At 64.8% G+C, this 22344-nt stretch carries 20 protein-coding genes; all 20 read left to right on the top strand.

Translation table 11 applies throughout. The features are described from left to right. The first annotated feature begins 74 nt into the window (after positions 1 to 74). Positions 75 to 1268: an acyl-CoA dehydrogenase family protein gene (locus PQQ95_RS23260; protein ID WP_408441166.1), complete on the top strand. Its 1194-nt coding sequence runs from the start codon at positions 75 to 77 to the stop codon at positions 1266 to 1268. Between the two features lie 11 nt (positions 1269 to 1279). Next, on the top strand, positions 1280 to 3055 hold the full coding sequence (locus tag PQQ95_RS23255; RefSeq protein WP_408441165.1) for an FAD-dependent oxidoreductase: 1776 nt from the start codon (positions 1280 to 1282) through the stop codon (positions 3053 to 3055). Continuing rightward, complete coding sequence (locus PQQ95_RS23250; protein WP_408441162.1) at positions 3052 to 3570, top strand: flavin reductase family protein; 519 nt, start codon at positions 3052 to 3054, stop codon at positions 3568 to 3570. The genes PQQ95_RS23255 and PQQ95_RS23250 overlap by 4 nt, the downstream gene beginning before the upstream one ends. Before the next feature lie 14 nt (positions 3571 to 3584). After that, entirely contained in the window at positions 3585 to 5282 is a 1698-nt protein-coding gene (locus PQQ95_RS23245) for an FAD-binding protein (RefSeq protein ID WP_408441160.1), read from the top strand. A gap of 21 nt (positions 5283 to 5303) precedes the next feature. Then, a complete protein-coding gene (locus PQQ95_RS23240; RefSeq protein ID WP_408441157.1) occupies positions 5304 to 6068 on the top strand; it encodes a glucose 1-dehydrogenase in 765 nt (254 codons plus the stop codon). 11 nt (positions 6069 to 6079) lie between these two features. Next, positions 6080 to 7234 (top strand): 2Fe-2S iron-sulfur cluster-binding protein, encoded by a 1155-nt coding sequence (locus tag PQQ95_RS23235; protein ID WP_408441154.1) that lies wholly within the window; start codon positions 6080 to 6082, stop codon positions 7232 to 7234. A 66-nt stretch (positions 7235 to 7300) separates the two neighbouring features. After that, a complete protein-coding gene (locus tag PQQ95_RS23230; protein WP_408441151.1) occupies positions 7301 to 8941 on the top strand; it encodes a FadD3 family acyl-CoA ligase in 1641 nt (546 codons plus the stop codon). A gap of 76 nt (positions 8942 to 9017) precedes the next feature. Continuing rightward, positions 9018 to 9914, top strand: coding sequence for a VOC family protein (locus PQQ95_RS23225; protein WP_408441149.1), 897 nt, complete (start codon positions 9018 to 9020; stop codon positions 9912 to 9914). A 41-nt stretch (positions 9915 to 9955) separates the two neighbouring features. Then, positions 9956 to 10840 (top strand): CoA transferase subunit A, encoded by an 885-nt coding sequence (locus tag PQQ95_RS23220; protein WP_408441146.1) that lies wholly within the window; start codon positions 9956 to 9958, stop codon positions 10838 to 10840. Positions 10841 to 10850: 10 nt separating this feature from the next. After that, positions 10851 to 11648 carry a CoA-transferase subunit beta gene (locus PQQ95_RS23215; protein ID WP_408441143.1) on the top strand — a complete coding sequence of 266 codons (798 nt, stop codon included), beginning with the start codon at positions 10851 to 10853 and terminating at the stop codon, positions 11646 to 11648. 8 nt (positions 11649 to 11656) lie between these two features. Further along, on the top strand, positions 11657 to 12592 hold the full coding sequence (locus PQQ95_RS23210; protein ID WP_408441142.1) for an enoyl-CoA hydratase: 936 nt from the start codon (positions 11657 to 11659) through the stop codon (positions 12590 to 12592). Then, the gene (locus PQQ95_RS23205; protein ID WP_408441140.1) at positions 12589 to 13653 is read left to right on the top strand and encodes an NAD(P)H-dependent flavin oxidoreductase; all 1065 of its coding nucleotides are present in this window, start codon (positions 12589 to 12591) and stop codon (positions 13651 to 13653) included. Before PQQ95_RS23210 ends, PQQ95_RS23205 begins: the two co-directional genes overlap by 4 nt. Before the next feature lie 33 nt (positions 13654 to 13686). Next, a complete protein-coding gene (locus tag PQQ95_RS23200; RefSeq protein WP_408441137.1) occupies positions 13687 to 14508 on the top strand; it encodes an enoyl-CoA hydratase family protein in 822 nt (273 codons plus the stop codon). Then, complete coding sequence (locus PQQ95_RS23195) at positions 14505 to 15686, top strand: acyl-CoA dehydrogenase family protein (RefSeq protein WP_408441135.1); 1182 nt, start codon at positions 14505 to 14507, stop codon at positions 15684 to 15686. The genes PQQ95_RS23200 and PQQ95_RS23195 overlap by 4 nt, the downstream gene beginning before the upstream one ends. A 68-nt stretch (positions 15687 to 15754) precedes the next feature. After that, the gene (locus tag PQQ95_RS23190) at positions 15755 to 16816 is read left to right on the top strand and encodes an acyl-CoA dehydrogenase family protein (RefSeq protein ID WP_408441132.1); all 1062 of its coding nucleotides are present in this window, start codon (positions 15755 to 15757) and stop codon (positions 16814 to 16816) included. Further along, positions 16816 to 17967, top strand: coding sequence for an acetyl-CoA C-acetyltransferase (locus PQQ95_RS23185; RefSeq protein ID WP_408441130.1), 1152 nt, complete (start codon positions 16816 to 16818; stop codon positions 17965 to 17967). The genes PQQ95_RS23190 and PQQ95_RS23185 overlap by 1 nt, the downstream gene beginning before the upstream one ends. 47 nt (positions 17968 to 18014) lie before the next feature. Then, a complete protein-coding gene (locus tag PQQ95_RS23180) occupies positions 18015 to 18890 on the top strand; it encodes an SDR family oxidoreductase (protein ID WP_408441128.1) in 876 nt (291 codons plus the stop codon). 4 nt (positions 18891 to 18894) lie between these two features. Next, positions 18895 to 20322, top strand: coding sequence for an acyl-CoA dehydrogenase family protein (locus PQQ95_RS23175; protein WP_408441125.1), 1428 nt, complete (start codon positions 18895 to 18897; stop codon positions 20320 to 20322). Beyond that, positions 20322 to 21527, top strand: a complete 1206-nt coding sequence (locus PQQ95_RS23170) for an acyl-CoA dehydrogenase family protein (protein ID WP_408441122.1) — start codon at positions 20322 to 20324, stop codon at positions 21525 to 21527. Before PQQ95_RS23175 ends, PQQ95_RS23170 begins: the two co-directional genes overlap by 1 nt. Next, on the top strand, positions 21524 to 22327 hold the full coding sequence (locus PQQ95_RS23165; RefSeq protein WP_408441119.1) for an SDR family oxidoreductase: 804 nt from the start codon (positions 21524 to 21526) through the stop codon (positions 22325 to 22327). Before PQQ95_RS23170 ends, PQQ95_RS23165 begins: the two co-directional genes overlap by 4 nt. Positions 22328 to 22344 lie beyond the last annotated feature (17 nt).

Genomic DNA, 22344 nt, shown 5'->3' with positions numbered 1-22344 from the left:
CGCAGCCGCAGCTCGAAGATGAACCCAACAGAATAAGCGCGACACCCCTCTCGCGCGCCATCATGGAGACAACCGTGCATCGCGACAATGATTCGAACGCCCTTGCAGCCGAACTGATCGCCCGCGCCGAAGCGCTCGCGCCGGTACTCGCCGGGCGTGCCGCGCAGGCCGAGGCGAATGGCCGGATTCCCGCTGAAACCGTGGCCGATTTTCAGGCGGCAGGTTTTTTCAAGGTGCTTCAGCCGAAGCGGTATGGCGGCTACGAACTCGATCCGCAAACCTTCTTCGAGATTCAGATGGCGGTGGCGCGCGGTTGTATGTCGACCGCGTGGGTGTACGGCGTGGTGGGTGTGCACAACTGGCAGTTGGCGCTGTTCGATGAACGTGCGCAGCAGGACGTGTGGGGCAAGGATCAAAGCACGCTGATTGCATCGACCTATATGCCGGTGGGACGTGTGACGCCGGTTGAGGGCGGCTTCCGGCTGTCCGGGCACTGGAAGTTTTCCAGCGGCAGCGAACTGTGTGAATGGGTTTTTCTCGGCGCGCTGGTGCCGCCGGCGAAGGAAGGCGAACCGCCGGAATACCGCACCTTCCTGCTGCCGAAAAGCGACTATGCGATCGAACAGGATTGGGACGTGCTGGGCTTGCGCGCGACCGGTAGCCACGACATCGTGGTAAAGGATGCGTTCGTGCCGGACTATCGCACGCACAAGGCCATCGACGGCATGATGGGCACGAGCCCCGGCCTTGCTGTCAACGATGCGCCGCTGTTCCATTTGCCGTTTGCGCAGATCTTCGTGCGCGCGGTGTGCACGGCGTGCATCGGCGCCTTGCAAGGTGCGCTGGATGACTTCACGTCCTACGCCGCCACGCGTGTGAGCGCCAACAGCGGCGCGAAAACCACCGACGACACCGGCGCGCAAACCGCGTGCGCCAATGCGGCGGTCGCGCTCGACGAAATGAAGGTGCTGCTCAAGCGCAACTTCGCCGAATTGCTCGCGGCGGCCGATGGCGGCCCGGCGGTATCGATCGAGCGGCGTGTGCATTTCCGCTATCAATCCGCGCAAGTGGCGGAACGCTGCGCGCAGGCGGCCAACGCGTTGCTGCGTTACGCGGGCGGCAACGGCATTTATCACCGCAATCCGCTGGTGCGGCGCTTTCTCGATCTGCATGCGGCGCGTGCGCACTATGCGAACAATCTCGACCGCTTCGGCCAGAATCTCGGCGCCGTAATGCTCGGGCGTCCGAACACCGATTTCTTCGTCTGATGGATGCCGCCATGAGCGAACCGCAAACGCAGACGCATGTGTTCGACGTGGTGGTGGTCGGCTCCGGCGCGGGCGGCATGCTGGCCGCCTGTCGCGCGGCCGACCGCGGCCTGTCCGTCGTCGTGCTCGAAAAGAGCGACGTATACGGCGGAACCTCTGCGGTGTCGGGCGGCGGTATCTGGATTCCGTGCAACCACCATATCGCCGAACTGGGCGCCACGGACACGCGCGAGGCCGCACGAACCTATCTCGACGCCTGCACGAAAGGCGTGACCGCAACCGAGCGGATCGACGCCTATCTCGACACCGCACCGGAAATGCTGCGCTATGTCGAAGCGAATACGCCGGTGCGGTATGAAGCATTGCCGAAGTACGCGGACTACTTTCAGGATTTGCCGGGCGCGATGCCGGGTTATCGCGCGCTCGATCCGCTGCCGGTGGATGGCGCGTCGCTTGGCGAAGAATTTGCGCGCTTGCGGCTGCCTTCACCCGGCACGCTGATCGGTGGACGCGTGGCGGTGACGTCGAAAGAAGCGCACATCCTGCTGTCGAAAGCACCGGGTTATATCGGGCTCGCGCTGAAGCAATTCGGTCGCTACTGGTTCGATCTACGGGCGCGCAGCCGCTCGCGTCGCGATCGGCGCCTGACACTCGGCAACGCGTTGACGGGCGGCCTGCGCCGCGCCTTGCTCGACCGCGATATTCCGCTGTGGCTCAACGCGCCGATGACCGAATTGCTGGAAGCAGACGGGCGTGTAACGGGTATTGTGGTCGAACGCGGCGGAGAGAACGTGCGGGTGCTCGCAAAGCGCGGCGTGATTCTCGCGGCCGGTGGGTTCGAACGCAACCAGGCAATGCGCGAGCGTTATCTGCCGCGTCCCACGCAAGCACAGTGGAGCGCGACTCCGCCGAACAATACCGGCGATGCGATTGCCGTCGGCCTCAAACTGGGCGCGCAGATTGCATTGATGGAACACGTGTGGGGCGCACCGACGGTCCATGTGGATCACGAGGAAAAGCAGCGCGCGCTGTTCGTCGAACGCAATTTGCCGGGCTGCGTGGTGGTCAACGGACTCGGCAAGCGCTTCGTCAACGAGGCCGCGCCGTATTCTGAATTCGTTCCGGCGATGTATCGCGACCATGCGCAAACCGGTGCGTGCGTGCCGGCCTGGATGGTGTTCGACGCGCAGTTCCGTCACAAGTATCCGTGCGGGCCGATCATGCCTGGCGCGATGATGCCGGACACCCGCATCCCGGCAGCGTTTCGCTCGTTGCTTTACAAGGCCGATTCGCTCGATGCGCTGGCTGCGCAAATCGGCGCCGATGCACAGGGTTTGCGCGACACCGTGACGAAGATGAACCGCTATGCCGCAACCGGTATCGACGAAGAATTCGCCAAAGGCGGCAATGCGTTCGACACCTACTACGGCGACCCGGGCGTCAAGCCGAATCCGTGCCTGGCGCCCATTGAAAACGGGCCGTTCTACGCTGTCCGTATCGACGCCGGCGACATCGGCACCAAAGGCGGCCTCCTCACCGATGCTCTCGCGCGTGTATTGCGCGCTGACGGCACGCCCATTGCCGGACTCCATGCGATCGGCAACACCAGCGCCTCGATGATGGGGGCGAGCTATCCCGGCGCGGGCTCGACGCTCGGCCCCGCCATGACCTTCGGCTACATCGCCGCGAATCATCTCGCCGACGGCGACGATGAGCGCGACGGCGAAGGCAGTACTTCAGAAACAGCACGCGCTGCCAGCAGCGAACTTCGCGGAGTCACGCCATGACTGAACTTACTTCTCACCCGTTGCGCGGCGATATGCTGCTGGCGATGCGCCGCCTCGCGCGTTCGGTCGCGGTTATCAGCTGCAATGACGGTGAACGGCGCTATTCGATGTCGGCCACCGCGGTCGATTCGCTCTCGACCGAGCCGCCATCGCTGCTGATCTGCATTAACCGCACGTCGTCGATTTTTCCGCCGCTCGACAAGGGCGCAGCGTTTTGCGTGAACGTGCTTTCCGCGCAGCATCAGCACATTGCGATCGATTGCAGCGGCCGGCTCAAAGGCGAAGAACGCTTCTCGACCGGCAACTGGCAGAACTCGGCTCACGGCGTGCCGTATCTTCACGATGCGCAGGCGAGTCTGATTTGCACGCAGGACGGGCGCTTCGACTACGGCACGCATGCGATTTTCATCGGCCGTGTCGAGCAGGTATTGATCAGCGGCGAGGTCGATCCGCTGGTGTATGTGGACGGCATTTATACGACTGCCGCGGCGCCCGTGCGCTGCGCAGCGGTCTGAGCGGGCGCGGCGTGATGCAGAGCCCTTCGTCCGCCCAGCAGGAATCGGCCACGCCGGTCGAAACGCCGCTTGTCGTCGACGATCCCGCGTGCGTGCGTTGGGACGATGTGTGCGATGTGCTGGTCGCGGGTTTCGGTGCGGCTGGCGCGTGTGCTGCGCTCGAAGCAGCAGCGGCAGGCGTGACCGTGCGGATCGTCGAGCGTTTCGAGGGCGGCGGCGCGAGCGCGAAAAGCGGTGGCGTGGTCTACGCGGGCGGTGGCACGCGTTATCAAACCGAAGCGGGGTACAGCGACACGCCCGAGGCGATGTTCGCGTACTTGCAGCAGGAAGTGGGCGATGCCGTATCCGCGGCGACGCTCAAACGCTTTTGCGCGGGCAGCGTCGACATGCTGCGGTGGCTCGAACGCCTTGGCGTGCGCTTTGCCGCGTCGGTCCCCCCGCGCAAGACGTCGTATCCGCAGAATCGCTATTACCTGTACTACTCGGGCAATGAAGCGGTAGGTGATGCCGTGCGCGACCATGCGCCGGCGCCGCGAGGACATCGGGTGGTCGGCGACGGCATGTCGGGGCGCGTGCTGTATGACACGTTGCGGCGCGCAGTGGATGCACAGCCGCTCGTCGACACAATGCGCCATGCAAGCGTGCGCCGGTTGGTCACCGATCGCAGCGGGCGTGTGATCGGCGCTCAAGTCTGGCAAGTGATGCCGGGCCGGCCCCAGCGCGCCCATCAGCGCCTCGCGCGCTGGGCGGAGCGCCTGCATAACGGCATGCCGGCGTGGGCCGACCGGCTGCGCGCCGCGCTCCATCGCGTGGAGCAGCGCGAGGGCCGGCTCATCACGATCAAGGCCGATGCGGTGGTGTTGAGCACCGGCGGCTTCATCTTCAACCGGTCGATGGTGGCGCATTACGCGCCGCGTTATCTGCCGAACTGGCGTCTTGGCACCACCGGTTGCGACGGCTCCGGCATCCGGCTCGGCCTGTCTGCTGGAGGCGTCGCACAGCGGCTCGAACGCGTGTCCGCGTGGCGCTTCATCAATCCGCCGTATGCGTGGGCGCAAGGTTGCGTCGTGGATCGCAACGGCGAGCGCTTCTGTAACGAGGAAGTCTATGGCGCGGCGCTCGGCCACGCGATGTGCGAAACCCGCGACGGGCACGCATGGCTGATTCTCGATGCGCGGCTCGTGAATCTCGCGCTCAAGGAGTGCCTGCGCGGCAAGTTGTGGGCGTTTCAAAGCGTGCCCGCGATGCTGTTGATGCTGGCAGGCCGCAAGCGCGCCCGCTCGCTGGCCGATCTGGCCGCACGCATCGGCAGTGATCCGGCGGTGCTCGAGCGAACCATCAAGGCGTATAACCTGGGCGCGCTCAACGGCATCGACCTTGCGTTCGGCAAATCCGCCGCGATGTTGCAGCCGCTCATGCACGGACCGTACTACGCGATCGATATTTCATCGAACAGCCGCGTTTTCCCCTGTCCGTCGATCACGCTGGGCGGTTTGCGGGTCGATGAGACGACCAATGCCGTGCTGTCCGCGCAAGGCGCACCGATCGAAGGCCTGTTTGCCGCCGGCCGGGCCGCGTGCGGCCTTGCATCGAATCATTATGTGAGCGGCCTTTCGCTCGCGGACTGTATCTGGTCCGGCCGCCAGGCAGGCCGGGCCGCAGCGGGCGGGGTTCTCGCGAACACCGCCCATTCCCTGACTGAAACTGACTGACACTGAAAAGAGAGAACGAAGATGGGAGACAGACTCAAAGGCAAGATCGCCGTCGTAACGGGCGCCGCGAGCGGCGTCGGCAAACAGGACGCATTGCTGTTCGCCCGTGAAGGCGCGCGCGTCGTGCTCACCGACGTCAACGAAGAAGCCGGCCGCGAAGTGGCTGCGCAGATCGGCGACGCAGCCTTGTTCGTGCGTCACGACATTACCTCCGAAACAGGCTGGAACGACGTGTTCGGCGCCGCGCAAACGACTTTCGGCACGCCGGACGTGCTGGTCAACAACGCCGCGGTGCTGCTGCTCGGCAGCATTGAGGACACCACACTCGAACAATGGCAACGCGTGCTGCGCATCAATGCCGAAGGCTATTTTCTCGGTTGCCGCGCGGCGGTGAAGGCGATGAAGGAGACGGGCGGCTCGATCGTCAATATGTCTTCGGTGGCGGCGTTGGGTGGACTCGGCATGTTCTGCGCCTACTCGGCCAGCAAGGGCGCGGTGACGGCCATGACGCGCGCGATTGCCTCGCACTGCAAGCAACAGGGCTACAAGATCCGTTGCAACACGATTCACCCGGACGGCATTCTCACGCCGATGACCGCGCCGTTCTTCGGCGCCGCCGACGAGACGCGCGACGCGCTCACGCAGTCGATCGATCCGCACGCTCGCATGTGTTTGCCGGAAGACATCGCGAATCTGGTGCTGTTCCTCGCATCGGATGAATCGCGTTTCATCAACGGCAGCGAGTATCGGATCGACAACGCGCAGCTGATCATGGGCATTGCCTGAGTTCCGACGTCATGGCCGATTCGCGTTTTCACCGGCTCAAAGTGGCGGACGTGATCGCGGAGAGCGCCGACGCGCGCTCTTTCGTGTTCGATCTGCCGCAGGCGCTGCACGATGCCTTCAGCTATCGTCCGGGGCAGTTTCTCACGCTCAAGGTGCCGTGCGCGGATGCCACCGTGCAGCGCTGTTATTCGCTCTCGAGCGCGCCCGGCATCGACCGCGCGCCGAAAATCACCGTCAAGCGGGTGCGCGATGGGCGCGTGTCGAACTGGATGTGCGACAGCATTCAACCCGGCGACGAACTCGACGTAATGGCGCCTGCGGGCGTGTTCACGCCGCGTTCGCTCGACGGCGACCTGCTTCTGTTCGCGGGCGGCAGTGGGATCACGCCGGTGCTGTCGATTCTCAAGTCCGCGCTGGTGAACGGGCGCGGCATGCTGACCCTGATCTACGCGAATCGGGACGCACAGTCGGTGATTTTCAGCGAAGAGCTGCGGCAACTCGGGCAGCGGCACGCGGGACGGTTGCGCGTGATTCATTGGCTCGATAGCGTGCAGGGCATTCCTCAGCAGCGTCATCTGGAAGAACTGGCGCGGCCGTGGAGCACGCAGGAATGCTTCATCTGCGGGCCGGCGCTGTTTATGGAGAACGCGCTGGCCGCGATGCTGGCGCTGGGCCTGCCGCGAGCGAAGGTGCATGTGGAGCGGTTTGCTTCGCTGCCGGATTTGCCGGTCGAGCCTGGTGGGTCTGGTGCGACAGGTGTATCTGGAATCGGTGGGGCGACGGGTGCGACCGGCGTGCTCGGTGTACCCGGCGCCCCCACTAGCTATGCAGCGCCGGAACTGCCCGATGCGCCCTCGGCACCTGCACCGTCCCATACGGCATCCGCCACCAACGCCGCAATTGAAACCGTACTCGACGGCGCCACCTTCGCCGTTATCTGCGAGACCGGTGAAACCTTGCTCGACGCCATGCTGCGCGCCGACGTGCCGGCCCCCAACTCGTGCCGCAGCGGGTTGTGCGGCGCCTGCATGTGCCGGGTCGAATCCGGCAGCGTGACCCTGAACGCCAACCACGTGCTCGATGCGGCCGATCTGGCCGACGGCTGGACGCTTGCCTGTAGTGCGACACCCGCCAGCGCGACGCTGCGCGTGGTTTTTCCCGACTAGGTTCGCGGTTTGCACACGCGGCTCTTGCGTGTTGCGCGTGCCGCGAACCCTATCCATCGAATTCACATGACGCTCAACTCCATCCTGACGACGCCCGCGCTGATCGCGCGCGGCGCCGCGCGCTTCGGCACGCGCACCGCGATCGAAACGGCCCAGGGCAACCTGAGCTATGCGCAACTGGACGCGGCGCGGATCGAAGCAGCGCGCGCGCTGATGAGCTGCGGCATCCAGCCGGGCGAGCGTGTCGCGATCTGGGCGCCGAACGTCGCTGAATGGATCGTGGCGGCGCTCGCGATTCACAGCGCCGGCGCGGTGCTGGTGCCGATCAATACCCGTATGAAGGGCCTGGAAGCCGCGGCGATTCTCGAGGACAGCAGCGCGCGGCTGCTGTTTTGCTGTGGCACCTTCCTCGGCGATTCGTATCCGGCCATGCTGGCGGCGCATCGTCCGGCCACGCTTGAACGGGTCGTCGTGTTCGACGGTCCGGCAGCGGACTTCAAGGACGGGCGTGACGAGATATGGGACGCGTTTCTGATGCGCGCCGCGGGCACTTCGATGGAAGCGTTCCGCGCGCGCGAAGCGGCGGTGCGCCCCGACACGCTGATGGACATCATGTTCACGTCCGGCACGACGGGCCGGCCGAAGGGGGTGATGACCACGCATGGCCAAAACCTGCACGCCATTCACGATTGGGCGCACATCGCGACGCTGCGCGAAAGTGATCGCTATCTGATCGTTAATCCCTTCTTCCACGCATTCGGCTACAAGGCCGGCTGGCTTGCAGCGTTGGCAAGCGGCGCGACCGTGTTGCCGCATCTGGTGTTCAACCCGGAGCGCGTGCTTGAGCGCATCGTGCGTGATCGCGTGTCCGTATTGCCGGGGCCGCCGACGCTCTATCACGCGTTACTCGACATGCCGGACCTGGCCACGCGCGATCTGTCGTCATTGAGGGTCGCGGTGACCGGCGCGGCCGCGATCGCGCCGAGTCTGATCGAAAGGATGCGCGCGCAACTGGGTTTCGAAACCGTGTTGACCGGCTATGGACTCACCGAATCATGTGGTTTCGCCGCGCTGTGCCGCAGCGGCGACGACGCCCAGACCGTTGCCCAGACGTCGGGCCGTGCCATGCCCGGCGTGGAGATTCGTATCGCCGACAGCAGCGGTGGTGCGTTGCCTGCCGGCGAAACAGGGGAAGTGCTGATTCGCGGCTACAACGTGATGCAGGGCTATTTCTGCCAGCCGGACGCCAGTTCTGAAGCGGTCGACCGTGAAGGCTGGCTGCACACCGGCGACCTCGGCACGCTCGACGAACGCGGCTATCTGCGCATCACCGATCGCATCAAGGATATGTTCATCGTCGGTGGTTTCAACTGCTATCCGGCGGAGATCGAGCGGCTGTTCAGCGCGCATCCGGCGGTGGCCCAGGTGGCGCTGGTCGGCATGCCCGACGCGCGGCTCGGCGAAGTGGGACATGCGTATGTCGTGCTGCGTTCGGGCGAGCACGCGAGTCCTGAAGAGCTGATCGACTGGGCCCGCAGGAATATGGCGAACTACAAGGTGCCGCGGCATCTCACGCTGGTCGAACAACTGCCTGTCAGCGCGGCCGGCAAGGTGCTCAAATACCGCTTGCGCGAAGCGGTCGGAGGCGGTGTGAAAGACGCTGTCGAAAACCACGAAAAAGCCGCTGAAAACACCGCTGCAAGCTAGTCCCAACAGACGATGTTAGCCACCCCGGCGACCGCCAGAATAAGCCTGACAACAACAGGTTCTGGAGGAGTCGGAGATGATCGATGTACGGGCTTTAGGCTACGTCGTCGTGCAGTCGGCGAATGTCGACGCATGGCGCGGCTACGCGGAAAACGTGCTGGGCATGCAGGCGCAAGACGCAACGGACGGCGCGCTGTACGTAAAGATGGATGAGCGCGATTTCCGCTACCTGATCGTGCCCGGCGACGCTGATCGCTACTTCGCATCGGGTTGGGAGCTGGCCGACGCGGCCGCATTCGACGACGCCATCCGCACGCTCGAAGCGGCCGGCGTGGAACCGATCCGCGCCAGCGCGCAGGAGACCGCGCTGCGCCGCGTGCAGGCGATGGTGTGGTGCACCGATCCCTCCGGCAACCGCCACGAGTTCTTCTGGGGCGTGCGCGCGGATTTCCGGCGCCTGGTGTCGCCGCTGGGCGTAGCCGGTTTCGTCACCGGCGCGATGGGTCTGGGGCACGCCGTCCTGCCGGCGCCGCAATTCGATGCAACCGATGCATTCCTGCGCGACGTGCTCGGCTTCGAACTCTCCGACATCTTCCGCGTGCGTTTCACCGACGACCCCGCCGAGCCCGAGAAACGCATCCATTTTCTGCACTGCAAAAACGCGCGTCATCACAGCCTCGCGATCATGGACCTCGCAGTGCCGTCCGGCTGCATCCACGTGATGGCCGAAGTGGACTCGATGGACGAAGTAGGCCGCGCGCTCGACCGGGTTGCGGCGCAAGGCGTGAAGCTCTCCGCCACGCTCGGCCGTCATTGCAACGACCACATGATCTCGTTCTACATGAAAACACCGGGCGGCTTCGATCTGGAGTACGGCTACGGCGGCCTGACGGTTGACTGGGCACAGCACAACGTCTACGAGGCGACACGCGTGAGCCTGTGGGGTCACGACTTCAGCGTTGGATTCCGCTAGACCCTGGTCAGAAACCCGCAGCAAACCCGCAGGAATAACGCATGAAATCACTCGATAAAGAACTCAGCGCGCGCGATGCCGTCGCGCAACTCGCCGACGGCATGACGCTCGGCATCGGCGGCTGGGGCCCGCGCCGCAAGCCGATGGCGCTCGTGCGCGAGATCGTCCGCTCGAATCTGAAGGACCTCACCGTGGTCGCGTATGGCGGCCCTGACATAGGACTGCTGTGCGCGGCCGGCAAGGTCCGCAAGCTGGTGTTCGGTTTCGTGTCGCTCGACGTGATTCCACTCGAACCGCATTTTCGCCGGGCCCGTGAACAGGGCGCGCTCGACGTGTGGGAACTCGACGAAGGTCTGCTGCAACTCGGCCTGCGCGCGGCGGCGGCGCGTCTGCCGTTTTTGCCGACGCGCGTGGGTCTCGGCACCGATCTGCTGAAACACGCGCCGCATCTGCGCACTGTGCAATCGCCCTATGGCGGCGAGACCCTGCTGGCAATGCCCGCGCTTGAACTCGACGCCGCGCTGCTGCACGTGAACGCGGCCGACCGGATGGGCAACACGCGCATCGACGGTCCGGACCCGTTCTTCGACGCGTGGTTCGCCCGCGCTGCGAAGAAGTGCTTCGTCAGCAGCGAGACGCTGGCCGAAACGCTGGCGAGCGACGACCTCGATCTCGCGCGCCGCAATACCTTCGAACGATCGCTCGTGAGCGGCGTGGTGCACGCACCGTGCGGCGCGCATCCCACTTCGTGCGCGCCGGCTTACGGCTGGGATTTGCCGCATCTGAAGACGTATTGCGCGAGCGCGGAGGATCCGCAGCAAACCATCGCTTACCTGAATGACGTAGTAGGCGCCGACGAACCGGGCTATCTGCAACGCGCAGGCGGCCGGTCCCATGTAGCGGCGTTGCCGTTGCCGATTCTGTAATGGAGCGCAGATGAGCGACTCTCTCGATTTTTCCCTCGCCGAATTGATGATTGCCGCGGCGGCGCGCGTCTGGCGTGATGACGGCGAAGTGCTGGCAACCGGCATCGGCACGGGGCCGCGCCTCGCGGCGGGGCTTGCGCGCCTTGCCTATAACCCGGGTCTGATGCTGACCGACGGCGAAGCGTATCTGGTCGAAAACCCCGTGCCGCTCGGGCCGCGTGAAGCCGGTTATCGCGTGCAGGCGTCGGGTTTGATGACCTATGAGCGCGTGTTCGATTGCGTGTGGCACGGCAAGCGTCACGCATTGGTGATGCCCACGCAGATTGACCGTTTCGGCCAGGCCAACATCTCCTGGCTCGGTGACGACTACGCCCGTCCGAAAACGCAATTGCTCGGCGCGCGCGGTTTCCCGGGCAACAGCATCAATCACGCGAACTCTTTTTTTGTTTCCGGCCACGGCAAGCGTACGTTCGTTGCCGGTGAAGTCGACATGGTGTGCAGCGTGGGCTACAACCCGGCGCGCGAAATTCCTGGCATGCGCGCGTTCACCGATCTGCGCAGTGTGATTACCGATCTGTGTGTGATGGACTTCGGCGGTGCGAATCACGCGGTCCAGGTGCGCTCGCTGCATCCTGGCGTGAGCTTCGACGAAGTGCAGGACGCGACCGGTTTCGAGTTGCGCGCGCATCCCGACATGCACGTGACGCCGCCGCCGGGCGCCGACGATCTGCGCATCATGCGCGCGCTCGATCCGCACAACCTGCGTGCGAGCGTCGTGCGCAATAACCCCGCGCCGCGCCGCGTGTGAGGGACACCATGCAAGTCAATCAAGCTGCGGTGGATGGGCAGGCGGGCGAGAACGTCGTCGAGTATCGCGTGAGCGAGGGTATCGCCACGATCACGATGAACCGCCCCGAGTATCACAACGCGCAGAACTCGAAGATGACGTACGCGCTTGATGCGGCCTTCAGGCGCGCGTCGAACGACGATGCGGTGAAAGTCATCGTCCTCGCCGGTGCGGGCAAGCATTTCTCCGCCGGGCACGACATCGGCACGCCGGGTCGTGACATCGATCAGTCGTTCGAGCGCACGTCGCTTTGGTACGACCATGTCGGCAAGGAAGGTGGCGAGTTTCTGTACGCCCGCGAACAGGAAGTCTATCTCGGCATGTGCCGCCGCTGGCGCGATCTGCCCAAGCCGACCATCGCGATGGTGCAGGGCGCGTGCGTGGCGGGCGGCCTGATGCTGGCGTGGGTGTGCGACCTGATTGTCGCTTCGGACGACGCGTTCTTTTCCGATCCGGTGGTCCGCATGGGCATTCCGGGCGTCGAGTATTTCGCGCATGCGTATGAACTGAATCCGCGCATCGCCAAGGAGTTTCTGTTTCTCGGCGAGCGGATGGATGCGGCGCGCGCGTATCAGATGGGCATGGTCAATCGGGTCGTGCCGCGCGAGCGCTTGCAGGACACCACGACGGAAATTGCCGCGAAGATCGCACGCATGCCGCGCCTCGGATTGACGCTGACCAAGCAGGCCGTGAATCACGTCGAAGAATTGCAAGGCAAGCGCGCTGCGATGGATGCGGCGTTCGCATGGCACCACTTCGCCCATGCACACAACGAACTGGTGAGCGGCGACAAGCTGGGTGGGTACGACGCGCGCAGGATGGCCGAATCGCAACGCACGAATCCCCCGGCCTCGGCGGCAGGCAATCCGGTTGCATACACGTCTGCCGAAGGAAAGTCTGTATGAGCGCCACCTTGCATACACCCTTGTGCGATCTGCTCGGCTGCCGCTATCCGATCGTGCAGACGGCGATGGGGTGGGTCGCCGACGCAAAGCTCGTCGCCGCGACCTGCAATGCGGGCGGCTTCGGTTTTCTGGCTGGAGCGACGCTCGAAGCCGGGCGCGTGGAAGCGGAGATCCTGCGCGTAAAGGAACTGACGGACAAGCCCTTCGGCATCAACTTCCATATGTTCCAGCCGAACGCGGCGCAGGTGGTCGATCTGGCGATCAGGCACCGGTTGCGCGCGGTCAGCTACGGCCGCGGACCGGACGCGAAGACGATTCGCCGCTTCAAGGACGCCGGGGTGATGTGCATTCCCACCGTGGGCGCACCGAAGCACGCGGTCAAAGCAGTCCAACTGGGCGCCGATGCGGTCACCGTGCAAGGCGCCGAAGGCGGAGGCCATACCGGTTCGATGCCGACCACGCTGCTGTTGCCCGAAGTGCTCGACGCAGTGAACGTGCCGGTGATTGCAGCAGGCGGCTTCTTCGACGGGCGCGGTCTCGCGGCGGCGCTCGGCTACGGCGCCGCAGGCATCGCCATGGGTACGCGCTTTCTGATGGCAGCCGAGTCGCCCGTGCCGCGCGCGACGCTCGATCGCTACGTTGCCGTGGCCGATCCTTCGCAAATCCGTGTGTCCGCGGCGCTGGACGGTCTCCCGCAGCGAATGATCGACAACCCGTATCTGCTGCGTCTCGAAGCATTTGGCCCATTGCGCCGCACGCTATTCGCGCTCCGCACGGCTGAAGCGTGGCGTCGCCAGAGCGGCATGAGCCTGAGCCAGATGGCCGCGCTCGGCCTGAAGGCACTACGCGATCACAGCTACACCGCGAGTCAGACGTTGATGGCGGCGAACGCACCGTTTCTGATCCAGCGCGCGATCGTCGACGGTAAGCCGGACGAGGGCGTATTGCCGAGCGGCCAGGTTGCCTCGGTGATTGGTGCGATCGAGCCTTGCGAGACCTTGATCGCGCGCATCGTCGATGAAGCCGTGGCGCGGCTCGATGCGCTGGCGGCCTTCCAATAAAACGAACCCACCTTATTCACCAGGGACGGAGACATGACAGAACCCATCATCAATAGCGTCCGCTCATTGCCGTTCAGCATCGAACGCGCAGGCGGCATCGGCGAACTGGTGATCGACCAGCCGCCGGTCAACGCGCTCGACGCACGCGGCTGGCAAGCGCTGGCCGACGCCATCGACGCACTCGGCCGCGACGACAGCGTGCACGTCATCGTGCTGCGCGGGGCAGGCCGCGGCTTTTGCGCGGGCGTCGATATCAAGGAGCTGGCGGCGCATCCCGAACGGATCGTCGCGGTCAACGCCGGCAATTACGCGACTTTTCGTGCGGTGCACCGCAATCCCAAGCCGGTGATCGTCGCGGTGCATGGTTTCGTGCTGGGTGGCGGCATCGGGATTTGCGGCGCGGCGGATGTGATTGTCGCGTCCGAGTGTGCGCGCTTCGGCGTGCCCGAGATCGACCGGGGCGCAATGGGCGGTGGTGCGCATTTGCAGCGCATGTTCGGCGTGCAGAAAGTGCGCGCCATGTATTTCACCGGCGACATGGTCGACGCCGCTGAAGCCTACCGGCTCGGCGCCGTCGAGCGCGTCGTGCCGCGCGAACAGCTGCGGGACGCGGCGTTCGAGATCGCCCGCAAGATCGCGGCGAAGAGCCCCGCGATGCTGCAACTGGCGAAAGAAGCGCTGAACGGTGTCGAGGACGGCAACCTTGAAGACAAATACCGCTGGGAGCAGGGCTTCACTCTCCAGGCGTATATGACGAACGATTCGGCGGAAGCCCGCTCGGCCTTCGTCGAAAAGCGCGATGCGCAATTCGCGGGCGGCAATGAGGCCGAACGCAAAGCCGGAGCACGCGCATGAAGCTCGACTACACGCCGGCACAACGCGCGTTTCGTGCCGAGATTCGCAGCTGGCTCGCGGTTCACGTGCCGCGCGAACCGCTGCCGAGCTTCGACACCGAAGCGGGTTTTGCCGCACACCGGGAATGGGAACGCACGCTGCACTCGGGCCGCTGGAGCATGGTGACGTGGCCGCGCGAACTGGGCGGGCGCGGCTGCGATCTGATCGAGTGGCTGATCTTCGAAGAAGAGTACTGGCGAGCCGATGCACCGATGCGCGTGAATCAGAACGGCATCTTCCTGCTCGGTCCGACCTTGATGGACTTTGGCACGGATGAGCAGAAGGCCCGCTTTCTGCCGGCGATGGCGGCGGGCGAACACGTGTGGGCGCAAGGCTGGTCCGAGCCCAACGCGGGCTCCGACATGGCGGCGATCCGTGCGAGCGCTATTCGCACGGACGGCGGCGCAGGCGGCGAATACATCCTGAACGGCCAGAAGATCTGGTCGACCCGCGCGGTATGGGCTGACTGGTTGTTCGGCCTGTTTCGCAGCGATCCGCAATCCACCCGGCACCACGGGCTGACGTTCCTGATGGTGCCGCTCTCGACCCCCGGCATCACCGTGAGGCCGATCCGTCAGTTGAACGGCCACACCGGCTTCGCGGAAATTTTCTTCGACGACGTGCGTGTGCCGGTCGAGAACCGTCTCGCCGGTGAAGGCATGGGCTGGCAGGTCGCCATGGCGACCGCCGGGTTCGAACGCGGCCTGATGCTGCGTTCGCCCGCACGTTTTCAACGCACCGCCGAAGCGTTGCGCGCGCTCTATCTGGCGCACCGCACGGAGGCCGACCGCGATCCGACCTTGCGCGACCGGGTGATCAGTGCGTGGATGGATGCGCAGGCCTATGCGCTTTCCACCTACGCCACCGCGAGCCGTTTGCAGAAGGGCGGCCACATCGGTGCGGAGTCGAGTACCAACAAGGTGTTCTGGTCCGAACTCGATCTGCGCATGCACCAGACCGCGCTCGATATTCTCGGCGCGCACGCCGAGGTCGTGCCGCAAACGCAGGAACAACACGCTGCGCTCGGCACCTGGCTCGATGGTTTCCTGTTCGCGCAGGCCGGGCCGATCTACGCAGGCACCAACGAGATCCAGCGCAACATCGTCGCGGAACGGATGCTGGGGATGCCGCGCTCATGATGCCGCCGCCGATGCTGCAACCAGCTTGCAGACCGCATTCAGACGCTTAAAGGATTGAGCGAGGAACTATGGATTTCGTATTCAACGAAGATCAGGAAGCGCTGGCGAGCAGCGTCAAGCGCTTTCTGATGACGGAGATGACGCCGGAGTTGATCCGCGAGTTGTGGACCACGCCCACGGGCCGCTCGGAGCGCATGTGGGACATGTTCGCATCGCAAGGGCTGACGGCGGTGTCGGTGCCGGAAAGTCACGACGGGATGGGACTGGGCGACGTGGAGTGGGCCTCGCTTGCGCAGACCTATGGCTATTTCGCGGGACCCGAGCCGTTACTCGATACGGCGCTCGTGGCGGTCGGCATGCTGGACGGTTTGCCGGCCAGTGCGCAACGCGACGCGCTGTTGCGGGACATCGCGGCGGGCGCGGCGCGGGTGGCGATTGCGCATCCGGTGAATCCGTATGTCAGCGATGCGCACGTCGCGAAGGTTGTGTTGTGCGAGCGGGACGGCGAGTTGCATTGGCTCACGCCCGACGCTTGCAGACTGAATGCGGTGGAGAGCGTCGATCCTTCGCGTCGGCTGTTCGAACTCGATTGGCAGGTCACGCCGACCACGCGCGTGGCCACGGCCGCACAGGCGCAACCGTTGCTGGCCCGCGCGCTCGATCAGGGCGCGTTCGCCGTCGCCGCGCAATTGCTCGGCCTTACCCAACGCGTTCTGGACGTCGCGATCGATTACAGCGCGCAGCGCAAGCAGTTCGGCAAACCGATCGGCTCGTATCAGGCGCTCAAGCACCTGCTTGCCGACGTTGCGATTCGTTATGAATTCGCGCGGCCCGTGGTGTATCGGGCCGCCTGCGCGATCGCGGACAACGACCCGAAGCGCGCGCTGTATGTCTCCCACGCGAAACTTGCCGCCACCGCCGCAGCGCAGCTCGCCGCACGAAACGCGATGCAGGTGCACGGTGCGATCGGCTACACGTGGGAGCTGGACCTGCAGATCTTCATGAAACGCATCTGGGCGCTCTCGGGCAGTTGGGGCGACATAACGTTTCACAAGGCCCGCGTGGCCGACGCGCTGATCGAGTCATGTGCTCCGATTGGACCGGCCCGTACTTTCGAACTGGAATCGTGATGAAACAGGCTTATATCGTCGATGCATTGCGTACGCCGACCGGCCGCCGCAAAGGCGGACTTGCGCAGGTGCACGCTGCGGATCTCGGCGGCTTCGTGTTGAAGGAACTGGTCGGCCGCAACGGCATTCCCGCTGATGAATACGACGACGTGGTGTTCGGCTGCGTCGATACGATCGGTCCGCTGGCGGGCAACATCGCGCGCACCTGCTGGCTCGCCGCAGGCTTGCCGTTGACGGTGCCCGGCGTGACGATCGACCGGCAATGCGGTTCGTCGCAGCAGGCCGTGCATTTCGCCGCGCAGGCCGTGATGAGCGGCACGCAGGACGTGGTGGTCGCGGGCGGCGTGCAGACCATGACGCAGATTCCGATTTCATCCGCGATGACGGCGGCCGAGCCGCTCGGGTTTACCGATCCGTTCTCGGGCAGCATCGGCTGGCGCGCGCGTTTCGGCGATGCGCCGGTCTCGCAGTTCCATGCGGCGCAGCGGATCGCGGATCACTGGAACCTGTCGCGCGAAACGATGGAACAGTACGCGCTGGAAAGTCACCGGCGCGCGCTCGCGGCAATCGAAGGCGGCTACTTCTCGCGCGAGATCGTGCCGTTTGCCGGTGTCGTCCACGACGAGACGCCGCGCAAGGACACCACGCTCGCCAGAATGGCCTCGCTCGAACCGCTGATGCCAGGCGGCGCGTTGACGGCCGCCGTCTCGAGCCAGACCTGCGATGCGGCAGCGGCGCTGCTGATCGTCTCCGAAGACGCGCTCAAGCGCTACGGCCTCACGCCGCGCGCCCGCATCCATCACCTGAGCGTACTCGGCGACGATCCGCTGTGGATGCTCACCGCGCCGATTCCCGCGACACGTCACGCATTGCGTAAAGCCGGCCTCGCGCTGGACGACATCGACGCCGTGGAGCTGAACGAAGCGTTTGCCTCGGTGGCGCTCGCGTGGCTCGCCGAAACGCGCTATCCGCACGAGAAAACCAATCCAAACGGCGGCGCGATCGCGCTCGGCCATCCGCTTGGCGCAACCGGCGCGCGGCTGATGACGAGCCTGTTGCACGAACTCGAGCGCACGCGAGGCCGCTACGGCTTGCAGACGATGTGCGAGGGCGGCGGCCTTGCCAACGTCACGATCATCGAGCGCCTGTAAGCGTCGATACGCGCCTCTGAGCGCATCACTGTCTACGAGGATCAAGCATGGGAATCTGCAACGAGCGCACCGTGATCATCACCGGCGCGGGGGGAGGATTGGGCCGCGAATATGCGCTGGCGTTTGCCGCCGAAGGCGCGGCGGTGGTGGTCAACGATATTCGTCAGGAGGCGGCACAAGCGGTTTGCGACGAGATCGTGCGAGCCGGTGGCCGGGCCCTGGCCAATGCCGACGACATTACGCGCATCGACACCGCGCAACGCATCATCGACGCCGCGCACCAAGCGTTCGGCGAGATTCATGTGCTGGTGAACAACGCGGGCATTTGCCGCGACCGGATGTTCACCAGCATGACCGAAGCCGATTGGGATGATGTGATGCGGGTGCATTTGCGCGGACATTTCTGTCTTTCGCAACTGCTGGCGCGCGAGTGGCGTGACGCGTCGAAGGCAGGGCGCGAGGTGGATGCGCGCATCGTCAATACGAGTTCGGGCGCGGGCCTGCAAGGGTCGATCGGGCAGGCGAACTATGGCGCAGCCAAAGCGGCCATCGCGGCCTTGACGTTGATGCAGGCGGTGGAGCTTCAACGTTATGGTGTGCGGGTGAACGCGTTGGCGCCCGCGGCGCGCACGTCGATGACCGAAGGCGTGTTCGCCGAGATGATGAAAAAGCCGGCCAACGGCTTCGACTACTTCGATCCGGCCAACGTCGCGCCGCTGGTCGTCTGGCTCGGCAGCGTTGAATCGCGCGACGTGACCGGGCAGGTGTTCGAAGCGGCGGGGGGGATGATCGCCGTGGCGGAAGGCTGGCGCACGGGGCCGCGCATCGACATCGGCGCACGCTGGCAAGTCACTGCGCTGGGCGGCGCGGTGGCGGCGCTGGTTGCGGAGCGTGAGCCGGCGCAGCAGGTCTACGGAAGTTGATGCGATGAACCTCGCTCTCTCCGAAGAACAAAGCATGATTCGCGATTCGGCGGCCGAGGTGCTGGCCGAGCGCAGCGCATCGGCGGCGGTGCGGCAGGCGATCGAACATACCGCGGGCCGCGACGATGGTCTGTGGCACACGCTTGCAGGCGAGCTAGGCTGGTGTGCGTTGACCGTGCCGGAAGCGTCGGGCGGTGCGGGCCTGGGCGCGACTGAGCTGGTGTTGCTGATGGAACAGATGGGGCGGCGCCTTGCTTGCGTGCCTTACTTCGGCACGGTGTGTCTCGCGGCGACCGTGTTGGCGCAGTGTGAATCGGCGGCGGCTCGCGCGTGGCTCTCGCGGATCGCGAGCGGCGAGGTGAGCGCGACGCTGGCGTTGGATGCTGGGGCTGACTTTGATGTGAGGACGGCTTCGGCGTGCTCCGCACGCGACTTCGATGCGCGCTCGGCCTCGACGTGCTTTACAGCCGGTTTCGATGCGAGCAAGGCTTCGGCGTGCTCTACACCTGGTTTCGATGCGCACCCGGCTTTGGCGTACGCTGCGCCCGGTTTTGATGCACATGCGGTTTCGGTTTACGCGGAAGAGACGGCTCATGGCTACCGCCTGTCAGGGACCTTGGCTCAGGTTGTTGACGGTGCGAGCGCGGACCTGTTGCTGGTGCCCGCCTTGATCGCGAACGAAGCGCAAACCATCGCACTGTTCGAATTGAACGGTGGTGATCTTGCAGGCCTCACACGCACGCCGCTGGTTACGCTGGATGCGACGCGTCCACTGGCGCGCATCGAACTGAACGCGGTCGACGTGCCGCGTGCTGCGATGCTGGCGCGGGGCAGTGAGGCGCAACGCGCACTGTCTGACACCGCGTGGCTTGCAGCATTGGCGTTGGCTGCGGAACAACTTGGCGGCGCGCAGCAATGCCTCGACCTCACGCTTGCCTATACGACGGAGCGCGTGCAATTTGGCCGTGCCATTGCGTCGTTCCAGGCCGTCAAACACCGTTGCGCGCAGATGATGGTCGACATCGAGGCAACCCGCTCGGCCGTGCTCGGCGCGGCGCAGGCGTGGGATCAGGCACGGAATCAAATACGCGCTCAGGTGCCGGATCAAATGCGCAATGAGCCATGCGCATCGTTACCACCAAACGTGCTGGCCGATATCGCCACCGCCAAAGCCACTGCCAACGACGCCTTCCGTTTCTGCGCTCAGGAAGCGATCCAACTGCACGGCGGCGTCGGTTTCACATGGGAATACGACCCGCAGCTGTACTTCAAGCGCGCGCAGGCCAGCAGCGCGCAATTCGGCACGACCGCGCAGATGCTGTCGTTTATCGCGGAGCAGGTGATCGGCCGTAGCGAGGCTTCGAGCGCCACAGCGCCGTTGCCGCCGGTACCTGCCGACTACGCACAGGCTGTCCTCGCGGGAGTCCTTTAATGAACAGCGAAACGCAACAGCAACAACAGCAACGCTTGCGCGTGGAAGTCGCCGACTGGATGCGCACGCATCTAAGCGGCGAGTTCGCCTGTCTGCAATACCGCGGCGGTCCCGGCGACGAAGAAGCATACCCGGCGTTGCGCAAGAAATGGGAACGTGAACTGGCCGGCGGTGGCTGGACGGGTCTCGGCTGGCCGAAGGAACAAGGTGGCCGGGCGATGTCCGTCGCCGACCAGGTGATCTTCCACGAGGAATACGCGCGCGCCGGTGGGCCAGGGCGCATGGGGCATATCGGCGAAGGGTTGCTCGGACCGACCCTGATCGCCTGTGGCACCGACGATCAGCGTAAGCGCTTTCTGCCCGGCATCCTGAACGGCACGCAGTTCTGGTGCCAGGGTTATTCGGAACCGGGCGCGGGATCGGATCTCGCGAACGTCCGCACTCGCGCAGTCCGCGACGAAACCGGCAACTGGCGCGTGCATGGCCAGAAAGTCTGGACGTCGCTTGCTCACGATTCCGACTGGATCTTCGTGATCGCACGCACTGATCCGGAATCACGAGGAAATCGCGGACTGTCGTTCCTGTTGATGCGCCTCGATCAACCCGGCATCGAGATTCGTCCGATCAAACAATTGAATGGCGGCGCCGAATTCAACGAAGTGTTTTTCGACGGCGCGCTCGCTGCGGCTGAAGATCTGGTCGGCGCACCCGGTGACGGCTGGCGCATCGCGATGACGCTGCTCGGCTTCGAGCGCGGCATGTCCACGCTGGGTCAGCAGATGCAGTTCATCCGTGAACTCGAATGGGTGGTCGACGCGGCGCATGAAGCGGGTGTTGCGAATGATCCGCTGATGCGCCAACGGATCGCGCGGGCATGGGCGGGTTTGCGTGTGATGCGTTACAACGCGCTGCGCATGCTGGCCGGCGCCGGTGCTGATGAAAGCAGCGGCGCATTGAACCGTGAAGCGCTGATCTACAAATACTACTGGTCGAACTGGCATCGCGAGCTTGGCCAACTGGCGATGGATGTGCTCGGCCCTGACGCCAATCTGATCGACAGCGCCGACGCGAAGCGCACCCGCCTGCAAGGCGTGTTCCTCTTCTCGCGCGCCGACACGATCTACGCGGGCACCAACGAAATTCAATTGAACATCATGGCCGAGCGCGGGCTCGGCATGCCGAGAGAACCCCGAGGAACGCTATGAACGAATCCCAAACGGTGCGGACCGCGCCTGCCTATGTGCCGGGCCATCAATTGCTGGCGGGAAAATCCGTGCTGATTACGGCCGCCGCCGGTGTGGGCATCGGCTTTGCCGCCGCCAAACGCTGCGCGGAAGAAGGCTGCCGCGCGCTCTTCATCTCCGACATCCACGAGCGGCGCCTCGCGCAAGCCGTTGAAACCTTGCGCGCGGAAACGGGTTTACAAGCGATTTACGGCCGTCTGTGCAACGTCTCCGTGGAAGAGGACGTACGCACGCTGGTGGCGGATGCCGAAGACAGGATGCAAGGCGTCGACGTGCTGATCAACAACGCAGGGCTCGGCGGCGCGCGTCGCATCGTCGAAATGGACGATGCCGAATGGTCGCGGGTGATCGACATTAGCCTTACCGGCACCTTCCGCATGACGCGGGCGATGTTGCCGCATATGCAGCAGCGTGGCCAGGGCGTGATCGTGAACAACGCGTCGGTGCTCGGCTGGCGGGCGCAGGCGGAACAGGCGCATTACGCCGCGGCGAAGGCCGGCGTGATGGCGCTGACGCGCTGCGCCGCGCTCGAAGCCGCGCCGTACGGGGTACGCATCAACGCGGTGGCGCCGAGTATTGCATTGCACGATTTTCTGAAGAAATCGGCTTCGGCCGATCTGCTCGATCAACTGGCGTCGCGTGAAGCATTCGGACGCGCCGCCGAAGTGTGGGAGGTGGCGAACGTGATGGTCTTTCTGGCAAGCGACTACGCATCGTATATGACCGGCGAAGTGCTGTCGGTCAGCAGTCAGCACGCGTGATGGACAGCGCTATGACG

The organism is Paraburkholderia caffeinilytica (genome assembly GCF_046030355.1).
Taxonomy (GTDB): Bacteria; Pseudomonadota; Gammaproteobacteria; order Burkholderiales; family Burkholderiaceae; genus Paraburkholderia; species Paraburkholderia caffeinilytica_B.
The sequence above is the reverse complement of the archived record's forward strand: the minus strand, read 5'-3'. Positions and strand labels throughout refer to the sequence as shown.